At 33.6% G+C, this 16,351-nt stretch carries 14 protein-coding genes; 10 read left to right on the forward strand and 4 right to left on the reverse strand.

What is annotated here, in order from left to right:
• Nucleotides 1-11: 11 nt before the first annotated feature.
• Nucleotides 12-1,628 carry an IS1182 family transposase gene (locus tag NWE55_RS01205; RefSeq protein ID WP_258204053.1) on the forward strand — a complete coding sequence of 539 codons (1,617 nt, stop codon included), beginning with the start codon at nucleotides 12-14 and terminating at the stop codon, nucleotides 1,626-1,628.
• A gap of 86 nt (nucleotides 1,629-1,714) precedes the next feature.
• Here NWE55_RS01205 and NWE55_RS01210 read toward each other — a convergent pair whose 3' ends face one another.
• Nucleotides 1,715-2,410, reverse strand: coding sequence for an SIMPL domain-containing protein (locus NWE55_RS01210; protein ID WP_155092595.1), 696 nt, complete (start codon nucleotides 2,408-2,410; stop codon nucleotides 1,715-1,717).
• 85 nt (nucleotides 2,411-2,495) lie between these two features.
• Nucleotides 2,496-3,140, reverse strand: a complete 645-nt coding sequence (locus tag NWE55_RS01215; RefSeq protein ID WP_155092637.1) for a rhomboid family intramembrane serine protease — start codon at nucleotides 3,138-3,140, stop codon at nucleotides 2,496-2,498.
• A gap of 109 nt (nucleotides 3,141-3,249) precedes the next feature.
• Here NWE55_RS01215 and NWE55_RS01220 point away from each other — a divergent pair, with 109 nt between their 5' ends.
• Both NWE55_RS01220 and NWE55_RS01225 read left to right on the forward strand, forming a co-directional pair.
• On the forward strand, nucleotides 3,250-4,149 hold the full coding sequence (locus NWE55_RS01220) for a lysophospholipid acyltransferase family protein (protein ID WP_155092596.1): 900 nt from the start codon (nucleotides 3,250-3,252) through the stop codon (nucleotides 4,147-4,149).
• A gap of 87 nt (nucleotides 4,150-4,236) precedes the next feature.
• A complete protein-coding gene (locus tag NWE55_RS01225) occupies nucleotides 4,237-4,923 on the forward strand; it encodes a TIGR02117 family protein (RefSeq protein WP_155092597.1) in 687 nt (228 codons plus the stop codon).
• A 73-nt stretch (nucleotides 4,924-4,996) separates the two neighbouring features.
• Here the strand turns inward: NWE55_RS01225 and glmM are convergent, their stop codons facing one another.
• Nucleotides 4,997-6,385, reverse strand: a complete 1,389-nt coding sequence (gene glmM / locus NWE55_RS01230; RefSeq protein ID WP_155092598.1) for a phosphoglucosamine mutase — start codon at nucleotides 6,383-6,385, stop codon at nucleotides 4,997-4,999.
• A 100-nt stretch (nucleotides 6,386-6,485) separates the two neighbouring features.
• On the opposite strand from glmM, the gene NWE55_RS01235 reads away from it, so the two are divergent.
• The 7 genes from NWE55_RS01235 to nhaC all read left to right on the forward strand — a co-directional run bounded on the left by NWE55_RS01235 (nucleotide 6,486) and on the right by nhaC (nucleotide 14,719).
• Complete coding sequence (locus NWE55_RS01235) at nucleotides 6,486-7,085, forward strand: acyl carrier protein phosphodiesterase (protein WP_155092599.1); 600 nt, start codon at nucleotides 6,486-6,488, stop codon at nucleotides 7,083-7,085.
• An 82-nt stretch (nucleotides 7,086-7,167) separates the two neighbouring features.
• Entirely contained in the window at nucleotides 7,168-8,982 is a 1,815-nt protein-coding gene (locus NWE55_RS01240; RefSeq protein WP_155092600.1) for a chloride channel protein, read from the forward strand.
• A 714-nt stretch (nucleotides 8,983-9,696) separates the two neighbouring features.
• Nucleotides 9,697-10,524 carry a serine O-acetyltransferase gene (locus NWE55_RS01245; protein ID WP_155092601.1) on the forward strand — a complete coding sequence of 276 codons (828 nt, stop codon included), beginning with the start codon at nucleotides 9,697-9,699 and terminating at the stop codon, nucleotides 10,522-10,524.
• A 17-nt stretch (nucleotides 10,525-10,541) separates the two neighbouring features.
• Nucleotides 10,542-11,477, forward strand: coding sequence for a cysteine synthase A (cysK, locus tag NWE55_RS01250; protein WP_155092602.1), 936 nt, complete (start codon nucleotides 10,542-10,544; stop codon nucleotides 11,475-11,477).
• Between the two features lie 151 nt (nucleotides 11,478-11,628).
• Nucleotides 11,629-12,447, forward strand: coding sequence for a 5'-nucleotidase, lipoprotein e(P4) family (locus NWE55_RS01255; protein WP_258204472.1), 819 nt, complete (start codon nucleotides 11,629-11,631; stop codon nucleotides 12,445-12,447).
• 45 nt (nucleotides 12,448-12,492) lie between these two features.
• Nucleotides 12,493-12,975 carry a hypothetical protein gene (locus tag NWE55_RS01260; RefSeq protein ID WP_155092604.1) on the forward strand — a complete coding sequence of 161 codons (483 nt, stop codon included), beginning with the start codon at nucleotides 12,493-12,495 and terminating at the stop codon, nucleotides 12,973-12,975.
• Between the two features lie 283 nt (nucleotides 12,976-13,258).
• Nucleotides 13,259-14,719: a Na+/H+ antiporter NhaC gene (gene nhaC, locus NWE55_RS01265; RefSeq protein ID WP_258204473.1), complete on the forward strand. Its 1,461-nt coding sequence runs from the start codon at nucleotides 13,259-13,261 to the stop codon at nucleotides 14,717-14,719.
• Nucleotides 14,720-14,867: 148 nt separating this feature from the next.
• Here the strand turns inward: nhaC and guaB are convergent, their stop codons facing one another.
• The gene (gene guaB, locus NWE55_RS01270; RefSeq protein WP_155092606.1) at nucleotides 14,868-16,340 is read right to left on the reverse strand and encodes an IMP dehydrogenase; all 1,473 of its coding nucleotides are present in this window, start codon (nucleotides 16,338-16,340) and stop codon (nucleotides 14,868-14,870) included.
• Nucleotides 16,341-16,351: the final 11 nt, after the last annotated feature.

Consider the following 16,351-nt stretch of genomic DNA (forward strand, 5'->3'; position numbering starts at 1 on the left):
AGACAAATATAATGTTCAAATCTGAAAGTTTAAAATCGCCGAGTCTATTTCCTGAAGATATTTTTTCTAAAATTCCTCTAGACCATCCTGTTCGTCTTATCAATGCTGTTGTTGATGAGTTAGATATTAGTTCTATTTTAAGTCAATACAAAGGAGGAGGGACCACCAGTTATCATCCCCGTATGATGATAAAAGTCTTATTCTACGCCTATTTCAATAATATTTATTCATCGCGTAAGATTGAACGGGCTTTGACGGAGAACATTTATTTTATGTGGTTATCTGGTAATAGCTTGCCTGATCATCGCACGATTAATTATTTTCGCGCTAAGCGATTGAAAGGTCAAATCCATCAGCTTTTTGCAGATGTGGTTCGTCTGTTACAAGAATTACAATATGTTAGTTTACAAGTTCAATATATTGATGGAACAAAAATTGAATCTAGCTCTAACCGATACACCTTTGTATGGCGTGGTTCAGTGGAGAAAAACAAGGCTAAATTAGAAACAAAAATTCAAGATGTTCTCACAGAAATAGAGGGTCAAATCAAACAGGATCAAAGTGAACTCGCAAAAGAACACTGTTCCAAAAATATTGATAGTTTAGAGCTTAAAGAAAAAGTGACTCAGTTAAATAAACATAGGGCAGACCTACCCAAACCTACAGCTAAACAGCTCAAACAGTTAGAAGACGAGCATTTACCTCGCTTGCAAAAATACGAACAACAACTAGAAACTTTAGGTACTCGAAATAGTTATAGTAAAACAGATCCAGATGCTACTTTTATGCGAATGAAAGAAGATCACATGAAAAACGGGCAACTTAAACCTGCCTACAATACTCAAATAAGTACTGAAAATCAATTTATTACACATTATACTATTGCACAAAAATCAACTGACACCACTACCTTAATCAATCATCTAGAGACTTTTGAACAAACCTATGCACAACAAAGTAAAGAAGTTGTAGCAGATGCTGGGTATGGTAGCGAAGAGAATTATCTGTATTTACTTGAAAGAGAAATAACGCCCTATGTGAAATTTAATTATTTTCATATGGAACAGAAAAGAGCTTGGAAGAACAACCCTTTTCTACAACACAATCTTTACTACAATAAATTGTTTGATTACATCTTATGTCCAAATGGAGAAAAGCTACCTAATATTGGAAGTAGTACTAAATACACCACCACTGGTTTTGCGTCAAAAATACATCTGTATCAAGCTTCTAACTGCTTGAAATGCTCGTTAAAAGAGCTATGTAATAAAGCAGCAGAAAACAGAACAGTCTCTATGAATCATAGATTGGTTCAAATAAAACAACATATTAGAGAATTACTCAACTCTGAACGCGGTAAATATCATAGAAGTAAAAGACCTGTAGAAGTAGAAGCTGTTTTTGGACAACTAAAAAGCAACAACAAATTTACTAGGTTTACTCTAAGAGGATTAGAAATGGTCGAAATTGAATTTGGACTGATGGCTCTTGCACATAATTTAAGAAAACTTACTAAGAATAGAGAAAAATCGACTTTAAACAACAATTTTCATCCTAAAAAAGAGACTGATAAACGAAAAATGACAAATTATAAGTCTAAAACTCGTTTTAATTGCAAGAACTTTTAATCTAAGAGAAAAGTAACGTTTTATATAATACAAAAGAGGGTGACCTTTTGGGACACCCTCCTTTCACTTTATAACTTCTATTCTTTTTAATCTAAAGAAAAACTAATAGAAACACCTGATGTGACTTCAATTTCACCAACTGCTAAAGTTTGATCCATTGAGTCGGCAGTACCTTTCATTAAATACATTGGTCTTACAACTGGTGGAGCATAACCTCCTCCATCTGACACTAAAATAGCTTTACCTACTTTCTGTCCTAATGCATTCGCATAATCAGTAGCTTTTTGTTTTGCTTCTTTTACTGCTAAAGCTCTTGCTTCTGCTTCATAAGTAGCAATTTTAGAGGATTGAAACTCTACCCCTTCAATCTTGTTCACACCTGCTTCCATTACCCCTACGATTAACTCCTCGTATTTTGTAATATCAGTTAAAGTGATACTGATCACTTGACTGGCATTATAGTAATCTTTTTTCTCCTCATAATCTCTTGACTGATATAAACTTACACGTTGTGTTTGAATATACTTGTCTTCAATTTTCAAGCTTTTAAGATACTTCAAAACTTTAGCAATACTCTGATCGTTAATTTTCTTAACTGAAGCTGCATCGCTTGATTTATTCTCAACACCCAAACGTATCACTGCCTTATCTGGAACTACAGATACTTTACCTGTTCCGTTTACCTGTATTTGCGGAGTTATTGGAGATGTATAACTTGTCTGTGCAAATGTAGCTGTTGTAGCTAACAATGCTGCACCTAATAATATTGATACTCTTTTCATATTTTTTCTTTTTCTGATATAAACAAATATATTTAAAAGCTTTCTATTTACGAGTTTCTCCTATTGAAAATTAACATCTATTAGGCTATAGTTTTCCCTTCTTAAACAAGATAAACAACAGTATTATAGGAACTAACATCAAACCTATTAGCAATAAGTTTTGTTGAATTAAGATCGGAAACTTTAACAATATCAATAGCAGACCTGCTATTGCTCCTCCAATATGAGCAGAATGCCCAATGTTGTCGTTTTGCTGTCTCATCCCATAAACAGAGTATAACAAATACAAAATAGCAAACAAATAACTTGGTATAGGAATGATAAAAAAGATACCTAACATCATATCTGGGTTAATCATAATACTGGCATATAGTACCCCCATGATAGCTCCTGAAGCACCTACAGCACGATAGCCCGCCTTGTGTTGATACATTTGATATGTTATGAGATTTCCTACTATCATACTTACAAAATAGATTAATATAAAAAACACAACACCTACATTCTGCATTAAATAATCACCAAAAAAGTAGAGTGTCATCATATTGAATATAAAGTGCATCCAGTCTACATGTAAAAAACCCGAAGTCAGTATCCTCTGCTTTTCGCCTGCACGTACTGCATCTATGTCAAAACAATACTTGTAAAAGAAATTAAAATCATTTAGCCCCTTGTAAGTGACTATACCCGTAATAGCCATTATAGCTAAAACTACTGGTGAAATATCCATCATATTTTGAAAAAGTAAAATTTGAGATAAAAATAAACATACTTTTGTAAGCGCAATCATTTTTTGCCGAAAATAGACGAAAGAAGTATCTTTGCATAAATATTCAAATATGAAATTCTTTATATACATTATAGCTTATCCCCTACTTTGGTTAATTTCAAAGTTGCCTTTTCCTGTTTTTTATTTTGTATCTGACTGTTTTTATATTCTACTTTATAGAATCGTGGGATATCGCAAAAAAACAGTACGTGCAAACATCAAAATGACTATGCCAGAGCTAAGTGATAAAGAAGTAAAACAAGTAGAAAAAGAGTCTTTTAGACACCTTTGTGATATTTTCTTAGAAATGATAAAGACATTTACTATTTCCGAGAAAGAGCTTAAGAAACGCTTCTCTTTTACAAATCTTGATACAATCTTAGAAATAGAAAAACAAGGTAGAAGTATTATGCTTTTTTGTGCGCATTATGCTAATTGGGAATGGATAATCATCTTAGATAAATTCATAAAATTCCAAGGGTACGCCGTTTATAAGAAAATAAACAATCCCTACTTCAACAAACTTATCAAGAAGATTCGTATGCGATTTGACACAGTCCTTATCGAAATGAAGGAGACAATAAAAGTGACACGCAAAAACGAATTAGATAAGAACCACGGAGTATATGCCTTTATAAGTGATCAATCGCCTATGATTAGTCAAACAAACTGTTGGCAAGAATTTATGGGTATTGAAGTTCCTATCTATACTGGAGGTGAAGCTCTGTGCAAAAAATTCAATATGATCCCCATGTATCTTGAAGTTGAATATATCAAAAGAGGACATTATCAAGCCACATTCATTCCGCTGTTAGAAGAGGGTGAAAACATTAAAGATGTTCCTAACTATGAAATTATGCATCGCTTTTTAGGTAAAGTAGAGCAAACTATTCGAAAAGCACCTGCTTATTACTTCTGGACTCATAAAAGATGGAAACACCAAGGTAAAAAACCGAAAAACATAAAGTAATTAAAAGATTACATATTCAAATATTAAAAAAAAGCTGTTTATTTATACTTGTAAACAGCTTTTTTTAGCTCCTATACAAACAAGAAGATGAAATATCTGAAATTAAGTTTAAAGTATATCGCCTATTTTTTAATGGGATTCATTTGCATTGTCCTATTGTACTTATTATTTGCAAGATTACTATCAAGCATTACAGTGAATAAAGAACAAAGTGGCACAAAAAGTATAACAATGTATATTCACACAAATGGCATGCATACTGATTATGTTTTTCCAATTAAATCAAAGCAAATCGATTGGAATCAGATATATCCAATTACGGATACGAAAGGACAAAATCACAACCAAAATTACATCGCCATAGGCTGGGGTGATAAAGGTTTCTTTCTCGATGTTGAAGATTGGAATAATGTCAAACCAAAAATAGCCTTAAATGCCGCTTTTGGATTAGGTTCAACAGCAATACACATCACATATTATAACTCCATTCAAATAGGAGAACATACAAGAGAAATTAAGATATCAGAGGAACAGTATAAACACTTGATCGACTTCATTTTATCGTCAACTAAGATAGATAAAGATACCAGTAGGCCGATTGTAATTGTTACAGATAAAGTATACGGACAAAACGACTCTTTCTATGTTGCTAATGGAAAATATAGTTTCTTGAACACTTGCAATACATGGGCGAATAAGGGACTTAAAAAAGCCAAGATGAAAAGCTGTTATTGGACAGCATTTCAAGAGGGAATATTCAGAAAATATGAATAGTGCTTACTTAGGAAATACAAAAAGGGAATTACAGACTTGTAATTCCCTTCTTTTGTATCTATAAGCAAAGGAACTAAATCCCTGCTATTACTTTTAATTCTTCCATCATGCGCATTGCTAATCCATCTGCATCCTCTTGGGTTGGTGCCTCAGTATAAATGCGTATAATAGGTTCTGTATTTGATTTTCTCAAGTGTACCCAGCTTGTTGGAAAGTCAATCTTCACTCCATCTACTGTTGATATTTCCTGATTACTATAGTTCTCTGCGATTTGTTCAAGGATCATATCCACATTCAACTTTGGAGTTAATTCTATCTTATTTTTACTCATAAAATAAGATGGGTAAGACGCTCTTAACTCAGCTACAGTTTTATCCATTTTAGCCAAATGCGTTAAAAATAAAGCTACCCCTACAATTGAGTCACGTCCATAGTGAATTTCAGGATAAATAATACCTCCATTTCCTTCGCCTCCAATCACTGCACTTGTTTCTTTCATCAAAGCTACAACATTTACTTCACCTACTGCTGAAGCGGCATATTGCCCTCCTCTTGCCTTAGTCACATCTCTCAAAGCGCGAGAAGAAGATAAATTTGAAACTGTATTTCCTGGCGTTTGACTTAACACATAATCAGCTACTGCAACAAGCGTATATTCCTCTCCAAACATTTCTCCATCATTAGAAATAAAAGCTAATCTATCTACATCTGGATCAACAACAACACCGAAATCTGCTTTCTCTTTCTTTACTAATTCACAAATATCAGTTAAGTGCTCTTTTAATGGTTCAGGGTTATGAGGAAAATGTCCATTTGGTTCGCAATATAACTTTACTACTTCAACACCTAATCTTTCTAAAAGTGCAGGAACAATAATTCCTCCTGACGAATTAACAGCGTCTACTACAACTTTAAACTTGCGTTTTTTAATCGCCTCAACATCGACTAATTTCAATTTCAACACTTCATCAATGTGGATATCCATATACCCCTCTTTTGGAGTAATTGTTCCTAAACTATCTACATCTGCAAAGTCATAAGTTTCTTTCTCTGCTAATTCAATGATTAAAGCACCCTCTTCACCATTCAAAAATTCACCTTTTGCATTCAATAACTTCAGTGCATTCCACTGTTTAGGATTATGAGAAGCTGTTAGGATAATACCTCCATCAGCCTTTTCTAAAGGTACTGCTACTTCTACTGTAGGCGTTGTAGAAAGTCCCAAATCAATTACATCAATTCCAAGTCCAATCAATGTATGTGTCACCAAATTGTGAATCATTGGTCCAGAGATTCGAGCATCTCTACCAATAACAACAGTTAATTTTTCTTTATTTGAATTCTTCTTTAAAAACGTTCCATACGCTGAGGCAAACTTAACTGCATCGATTGGCGTTAAATTATCACCAACTTTTCCTCCTATTGTACCTCTAATACCAGAAATAGATTTTATTAAAGTCATAAGTTTCCTATTTTTGTTTACCGCAAAGATAGAATAAATAACAAAAAAGACCTCTTTTATTACTCTTTAAAAGCCTTCTTGTTTGTATAAAAAAGCACTTATGAATTTTTTAGCGCATATATATTTATCACTTGATAATGATTTTTTAAAAATAGGTAATTTTATAGCTGATAGTGTTAGAGGTAAATCTTATTTAGATTACCCTATCCCAATTCAAAAGGGAATACTACTTCACAGAGAGATTGATGAATTTACAGATTTTCATCCGATATGGAGAACGAGCAAGCGAATTGTAGTTCCGAGATACAATCACTATGCAGCAGTGCTTATCGATATGTATTACGATCACTTCTTAGCTTTAAACTGGGATGTATATCACACTACTCCTTTAGAAACTTACGCAAATGATTTCTACCAATTATTAGAACAGAATTTCGATGTACTACCAACTCGAGTACAAAATTTCTTACCAATTATGATCAGAGAAAATTGGCTTTTAAAATATAAGACAATTGACGGTTTAAAGTATATTTTGACTCAGATGGACAGAAGGACAAAAGGAATATCACAAATGAGCTATGCTACTGAAGAATTAGTGGATAACTATGACATTTTTCAACAACAGTTTACTGCTTTTTTTGAAGAACTACAGCAACATATTACAGAATACGCCATTCAAGTAAATCTCACAACAAAATAATAACCCTCTACTTACTTAGGATATTCTTTTATTTTTAGTATCTTTTTTGATAATAGTTTGATTTTTGAATTATTTTTGCATTATGAAACTAATCAACAAGCGTCGCATAAAGTATTATTTACACCAAAGTTTTAAATATGCCGAAGGCATTTTATTCTTTTTAAAGTCTATACTTTCTGAAAGACAGTTTATGTATTTATCTTGTGTTATTGTAGGAGCTTCTTCAGCTATTGCAGTGATAATACTAAAATACTTTGCTCACACAGTACTTGAATTTGCGACCTATATTGACAATATTTCACACCTGCCTTATACAAATAGTATTTTACCTATTATCGGGATATTACTAACTGTATTTGTCATCAAGAAATTCTTGAATGGTAGTATAGAGAAAGGGACTTACCAGATTATGATAGCTGTAGCAAAAAAATCGGGAATAATGCCACGTAAGCAAATGTATTCTCAGATAATTACCAGTTCACTTACTGTAGGTATGGGTGGTTCATTAGGATTAGAATCCCCTATTGCCATCACTGGAGCAGCATTTGGTTCAAACTATGCTCAAAACTACAAGCTAAATTACAAAGATAGAACACTATTACTTGCCTGTGGAGTAGCTGCTGGGATATCAGCGGCATTTAATGCTCCAATTGCTGGTGTATTATTTGCAATTGAAATCATCATCGTAGATTTATCAGTTACTGCTTTTATTCCTATTATGATTGCTTCTGCAACTGGAACAATTGTTTCGAACTTAATCATAAAAGAAGACATTTTACTTTCTTTCAAAAACCAATTAGTCTTTGATACAGGAAACACATTCTATTATGTTCTATTAGGTATATTATCAGGCTTTTTCTGTGTGTATCATGCGAGAATGTTTAGAAAAACAGAAAAGTATATCTCGAAGTGGAGTAATCACATCTATAGGAGGGCCTTATTTGGCGCTTGTTTATTAGCTTGCCTTATTTTTCTTTTTCCAACTCTTTTTGGAGAAGGATACAACAGTATTAAAATACTAACAAGTGATACACCACAAGATATCCTAAACAATACCTTATTAAGCGGCTTTAGCAGTAGCGAATGGGTTTTATTACTATTTGTAGCTGGTGCTGCATTAGTCAAAACTTTTGCCGTAGGTTTAACTATGGGGAGTGGTGGTAATGGAGGAAACTTTGCTCCATCACTATTTGTTGGATCTTATTTGGGTTTTGCTTTATCAAAACTTTTAGTAATGATGGGGATGAAAGATATTCCGATTCAAAACTTTACAGTAGTTGGAATGGCTGCAGTAATTAGTGGCTTATTTCACGCTCCGCTAACTGCAATTTTCTTGATTGCAGAGATTACTGGAGGATACGGACTAATGGTTCCTTTACTGATAGTATCTTCTATCAGTTTTGCAATCTCAAAACACATGGAAAAATACTCTATGGATATTAAGTCAATTGCTACTAGTGGTTTAGTATTTACGTCTGATAAAGATTTCAATATCCTAACAACAATTAATCCTCAGAACCTAATTAAAGACGATATAAAAACCTTAACTACAGCTCATCAAACAAGTGATATAGTTTCTGTTTTCTCATCTACAAACCAAACTTTTATTCCCATACTTGACAGTGAAGAAAAGGTTATTGGAATTATTCAGTTAGACAAGGTAAGACCTATTATCTTCAGTACTTTTCAGACTAAGTTCACCCCAATCAATGACCTTATTGAACCAGCAGTAGTGATGTCTTATCAAGATAGCACAAAGATTTTTATGGATGCCTTTGACTCTAATAAACTCAGCTTTTTAATTGTCCAAAAAGACAAAAAATACATTGGTTATATAGCTAAGTCCGATTTGATGGACAACTACAGAAGAAACTTGAAATCATATAGGATTGACTAATATTACCCTAAAAAAGTAAATTACATATAAAATAAAAGGTCACTAATTTAAAAACTAGTGACCTTTAATTTTTTAGCAAAAATATGTGATTCGTTTTTTAATTCATGAAATAGAACAACAAAACAACAAAACCAAATCCCTTATAAGTAGCCAGCTCAAAAGAAATTGAAAATAAAAAATCTATTCCTGAAAACTACACATTTTGCACTGTGTTGAACTAATAATACTTCGCCTTCGTATTTAATAGTCATGACAAATGTACAATATTTGACGTACATTCAACAAGAAGCTTACTTTTTTTAACAATTGTTATCCAAAATAGATACTCCTACATCAAGTATCTCAATGACAAACATTTACAATAAACCTCCGAAACTATTAAGCCCCTTGTATTTGCTGATTTTTTAATAAAAACACATCAATTTTATATTATTCAAATAATACCTGTTTATTTATTTTTAACAATTTAAAAACAAAACAAAACAAGAGCTACTATAGAAGCCGCTTGATATCTAATCAGACATTCACCTCCAAAATGAGAATTTTACAAACTACCATATTCATGGTATTTTTGTGTTATTGAATGTTAAAAAGCCGCATAACACTTATTATATTTTTAATTTTACACTTCATGATTAATATTTGATTTATATTCTAAATATAGAATAAGTCAACAAGTAACATAAACAGAAAAGATTAATTCAATAATTTTTAATGCAAACAAACTTTATAAAAGAATTACTACATCAGAATGAGAGTTCTCAATCTTTCTTAGATAAAAAGCGAATTGAACAATTTACGGATTCACTTTTTCACTTTTTATTTCAATTAGAAGATAAAAAATATACTTCAGAGCAAGCTATCAATATCCGATTAACTATCCTAAAGAATGAACTGATTTCTATTGTATTTAATATAAATAACGATATCGATAAATCTAATAAGATAGCCAGTGATTTCTTTGAAGCATTGCCAAGTATCTATTTTGTTCTTCGAACAGATGCTCAGGCAATTTTAAATAACGACCCAGCTGCTACTTGCTTACAAGAAGTATACATAGCTTATCCAGGTTTTTATGCTATTGCGATTTATCGCTTTGCACATCAGCTCCATAGACAACAGGTTAAGTTATTACCTCGTATTTGGACAGAATATGCTCATAACAAAACAGGTATTGACATTCACCCTGCTGCATCAATAGGCAGTAGTTTTTGTATAGATCATGGAACTGGCATTGTGATTGGAGAAACATGTGTTATTGGCAATAATGTCAAAATATACCAAGGAGTAACTTTAGGAGCTATTTCTGTATCTAAAGACAAAGCTAATACACGTAGACATCCTTATATCGAAGATAATGTCATTATTTATTCTGGGGCAACTATCCTTGGGGGAGAAACAACTATCGGACACGATACTGTTATTGGAGGTAACGTTTGGTTAACCAAGAGCGTTAAACCTAATTCAATTATCTACAGTAAAAGTAAGAGCTATTCTAAAGACCAAGATATATACCCAGAACCTATCAATTTTGTAATATAACCTAAAAAAAATAGAATATGAAAATAAACAGCGTATTGGAGGCGATTGGAAACACTCCCCACATTAAAATCAACAAACTGTTTCCCAATGATGTAAATGTTTGGATTAAACTAGAAAAACAAAATCCTGGTGGAAGCTTAAAAGATCGTATCGCTTTAGCTATGATTGAAGACGCCGAACAAAAAGGATTGATAAATAAAAATACCACAATCATCGAACCTACCTCTGGAAATACAGGTGTGGGACTTGCCATGGTTTGTGCTGTAAAAGGGTATAAACTGATCTTAGTTATGCCTGAATCAATGAGTATAGAAAGACGTAAGTTAATGGCTGCTTATGGTGCCAAATTTGTCTTAACACCTAAAGAATTAGGTACAGCAGGATCAGTTTCAAAAGCAACTGAATTGGCAGAACAAATAGACAATGCTTGGGTACCTCAGCAATTCAATAACTTAGCGAACCCTGAAATTCACAAACGCACTACAGCTTTAGAAATTGCTAATGATTTCCCTGAAGGAATTGATTATCTGATTACAGGTGTTGGTACTGGTGGACATATTACTGGGGTAGCAGAAGTATTAAAGGAGAAGTTTCCTAAAATGAAGGTATTTGCCGTAGAGCCTGCTAACTCTCCTGTCTTAAGTGGAGGTCAGCCTGGTCCTCACCCATTACAGGGAATTGGAGCTGGATTTATTCCAAAAGTAGTCAATACTACTCTTTTTGATGGTATCATTACAATCGACAAAGAAGAAGCATACGAATACACCAACAAAATAGCAAGTCAAGAAGGTATTTTGGCTGGTGTTTCAACGGGAACTTCATTGGCAGCTATTGCCAAAAAATTACCAGAAATAGAAAAAGGTGCTACTATTTTGACGTTTAATTATGATACAGGAGAAAGATATTGGTCGGTAGCAGACTTATTTGACGAGAAAGTAGCTGAGATTAAATAATTCATTATCAATAAAATAAAAGCCATCTATGATTAATAGATGGCTTTTATCTTTATATACTTATACTAAAAAGTTCTATATCAAACAGAATAGCTCTAATCAAATATAAAGTTGTAATTTTGTATACTTATAACAGTTAAAACATAGAATTATGCTTAAAAGATCTTTCCTAATCGCAGGACTAGCATTCGCAACATTAACAGCTTGTAAATCAGTTCCTCAATCAGTTGTAGCTACAAACGACAATGTACTAAACAACATCGAAGTAAATGGAAAATTATATGCTGCTGTTTTTCAACAAAATGCTGCTGAATATCAAGCTCTTTGCGCACAAGCATTTAACATTGCTACCTTACAATTAGATTTAATTTTACAAGAGAATCACGACAAACCTATTGCTATTGTAACAGATATTGATGAAACTTTCTTAGACAACTCTCCTTATGCTGTAAAAACTGCTCGTGAAGGAAAATCTTATGACCAAACAACTTGGACTGATTGGACTTCTAAAGGGGTGGCTATTCCTTTATTAGGTAGTCAAGAATTCTTTAACTATGCTGCTTCAAAAGGAGTTGAGATTTTCTATATTACAAATAGAAATCAAAATGACAAACCAGGTACAATGAAAAACTTGGTGAAATACAATTACCCTTTTGCAGATGAAGAACACGTAATCGTTAGAACTGCTGAGTCAAGTAAAGAAACAAGACGTCAAAAGTTAAGTGAAACACATGAGATCGTAATGCTTTTAGGTGATAACTTATCTGACTTCTCAACTCTTTGGGATAAAAAACCACAAGCTGAACGCATTGAAAATGTAAAAAACAATAGAGAGCAGTTTGGTAAAAAATTCATCGTATTACCAAATACTGGTTATGGAGATTGGGAAGCGGCATTATTCCAATACAGAAAAGACCTTTCTAAAGAAGACAAAGATAAAATCTATAATAAAAGCGTAAAAGGCTTTTAAGACATACTCTATCAACAATATAAATTAATAACAAATTCAATTTACATGAAGAAAATAATGGCTTTAGTACTATTTGTAAGTACTTCAATCGCTTTTACAGCTTGTTCGAGTGATGACAACACACCTGTAAGATCTGAAATGGAATCACCAGAAGGTACTTGGGAATCTTCTACATTGACTTATGCTGCTTTTGATGAAAATGGAAAGCCTTTTCACGCAAGTCCTGAAGGTGTGGAATACACATATGATAAAATCCCTTTTGGAGAAGATCCGACTAAAGAAGAAACATTCATCATTGAAGGTAATAAGGCAACATTAAAAGATATTGCAAAATCTAATAAAGAAACTATTGTTGAAGGTGAACTAATTAACAAGACAACAATCGTGCTTGACAATGAAAAATACCACGATAGAACAATAGTAAATGTTACCAAGACTACAATGACACTTAGCTATAGAATGGACTTAAGTATGGATAAAATGAAAAATGCTTATGGCATTTTAACAGTAAAATACCTTAAGAAGTAACTTCTTCTAAGATTAAAATAATGAAAAGGGGGACTGCATAGTCCCCCTTTCTTATTATTCCATTTTATCAATTTACAAAATCAATTACAAATGACACAATCAAAAAAACATGTACTACAAAAGCAATTAGCAACACAATGCATTAAAAATCAAACACCTATAAAATACACATTCTTCATCATAAACGACCAAACACTACTCATTCCTTATTTTAACGTTTCCAAATAAGAAGTTACTTAACATATTTTCATATATTGAAAAAAATTATAACCCACAACAATATATGAAATCACATAAAAAATCCAAGGGAAAACCAGTTACACTCCTGCAATCGTTAATCCCAATGGTAATACTTATCATTCTCTTAGGTATCAACGTTTTTGTCTTTGGAAGCTCGGCTCTCGCTGGATCAAACCAATTTGTATTATTAATCGGAGGATTAATAGCAATTGGAGTAGGATTATACAACAAAGTTGATTACGAAGATATTATCAAAAAAATAACCAAGAACGTAAGAGAAACCACACGAGCAATCTATATTCTATTGCTGGTAGGAGCCTTATCGGGTACTTGGTTATTAAGTGGTATTATCCCTACGATGATATACTATGGATTACAAATCCTCGAGCCACATATCTTTCTCCCTGCAACAGTGATTATCTGTTCCATTATTGCCTTAGCAACTGGTAGCTCTTGGACCACATCTGCCACTGTAGGTATTGCACTAGTAGGTATAGGTAATGCAATGGGAATAGAACTTGCACTAATTGGAGGTGCTGTAATCTCAGGAGCATACTTTGGAGATAAATTATCTCCCCTATCAGACACTACTAATTTAGCATCTGCTATGGCTGGTACAGATTTATTTACTCATATAAGGTACATGATGTTCACCACTATCCCTACCTATGTAGTAACACTAATTATATTTATCATCATCAGCTTTAATCTTGATGTACCTGATACAATAGATATGTCTGCTTCATTGCAAGCCATTGATCAAACATTCAATATCACACCTTGGTTATTCTTAGTTCCTGTGATTGTAATTGGAGCAATATTAAAAAAGATGAAACCAATCCTTGCTTTATTACTGGGAACCTTACTAGGTGCTGTATTTGCTCTATTCTTCCAGCCAGATATAGTAGCCTTTGTAGGAGAAGGAACTACATTAACACCAGTTACAGCCTATAAAGGAATTATGAATGCCATTACTACAGATATTGCTATTCTATCTCCCATGGAAAGCTTAAATAGCTTATTTGAAGCAGGAGGAATGAAAAGTATGTTAAATACAGTATGGTTAATTATCTGTGCAATGTTCTTTGGTGGAGCAATGGAAGCTATCGGAGCTTTAAAGAAAATAACACAAACATTATTAAGTATAGCTAAGTCAGTTTTTGGGCTATTCGCAAGTACAATGACAAGCTGTGTAGTGGTAAACCTAACTGCTTCTGAGCAATACCTATCATTAGTAATCCCTGGAAAAATGTTCTCTAAAGCTTATAAAGATAAAGGACTTGCACCTGAGAACTTAAGTAGAACTTTAGAAGATTCAGGGACAGTGACATCGGTGCTAATTCCATGGAATACCTGTGGAGCTTATCACTCAGGGGTATTAGGTATTGATACAATGACTTATGCGCCTTATGCATTCTTTAATATCATTTCCCCATTTGTATCTCTTACTTATGTGGTATTAAATATTAAAATCAGACGTTTAGTTGATGCTGTAAAAGCATAATTTTTAATTAAGAATTATGACTCTGCGCTTACGTCATGAGGTAAGCAGAACTTATATAAAATAACAAAAGGCTATTTCTCTCGAAATAGCCTTTTGTTATTTTATTATTTCTACTGTTAACAGTGAACCATCAACTGTAAACTAATTATTATCTAGAATAGTTAGGTGCAGATTTAGTAATCGTGATATTGTGAGGGTGACTCTCTCCAATACCAGAAGCTGTTAACTGAACAAATCTCGCTACCTCTTGCAAGGTAGGTATATCCTTTGCTCCACAGTAGCCCATCCCTGCTCTTAGACCTCCTATGAACTGTAACATACTCTCGTTTAATTCTCCTTTATAAGGCACTCTACCTTCGATTCCTTCAGGTACAAGTTTTTTTACATCGTCTTCCACATCTTGGAAATATCTGTCTTTAGAACCTTGTTTCATTGCAGCAACAGATCCCATTCCGCGGTAGGCTTTGAACTTTCTTCCTTCGAAAATAATTGTTTCTCCAGGAGACTCTTTAGTACCTGCCAACATAGATCCTAACATTACACAGTCTGCTCCTGCACCAATTGCCTTAGGAATATCACCTGTATAGCGAAGTCCACCATCCCCAATAACAGGAATTCCAGTTCCCTTTAGAGCTGCTGCTACTTCCATAATCGCAGAAAACTGAGGAAACCCAACACCTGCAACAACGCGAGTTGTACAAATAGACCCAGGTCCTATTCCCACTTTCACAGCATCAGCACCTGCCTCAACTAAAAATAAAGCAGCTTCTGGCGTCGCAATATTACCTACCACAACATCTATTTCTGGAAAAGCTTTCTTAACTTCTTTTAATACCCCTACTACTCCTTGTGAGTGTCCGTGAGCCGTATCAATGATTAAAGCATCTACACCTGCCTGTACCAACAATTTAGCTCTGTCTACAGCATCAGCAGTTACTCCTAAAGCAGCAGCTACACGTAGTCTACCAAACTTATCTTTGTTCGCATTAGGCTTTAAAGTAAGTTTAGTGATATCTCTAAAAGTGATTAAACCTACTAATTTATTATCAGCATTAACAACTGGTAATTTCTCAATCTTTTTCTCTTGAAGAATTTCTTCTGCTTGAGCCAATGTTGTCCCTTCTGCTGCAGTTACAAGATTTTCTTTTGTCATAACCTCAGTGATAGCGCGTTCGTTTTGTTTCTCGAAACGCATATCTCTATTAGTTATAATTCCCTTTAGATACCCTTCTGAATCAACGATTGGAATACCTCCAATACCAAATTCAGCCATAGCTTTTTTCGCATCACCTACAGTAGCAGACATAGGAAGGGTTACAGGATCGATAATCATACCAGACTCTGCTCTTTTTACCTTTCTTACTTCTTTTGCCTGTTCTTCCGCTGTCATGTTCTTGTGAATCACTCCGATTCCTCCTTCACGAGCCATAGCGATAGCCATTTCACTTTCCGTTACAGTATCCATAGCCGCAGACACTACAGGAACGTTTAAAGTAATGTTTCTTGAAAATTTTGATTTTAAACTTACCTCGCGAGGTAATACTTCAGAATAGTTGGGAACTAATAATACGTCATCGTAAGTTAAACCTTGACCGATGATTTTAGTTGTGTGTGCTTTCATGTGCAATTGTA

This window comes from Myroides albus (assembly GCF_024722315.1).
Taxonomy (GTDB): Bacteria; Bacteroidota; Bacteroidia; order Flavobacteriales; family Flavobacteriaceae; genus Flavobacterium; species Flavobacterium album_A.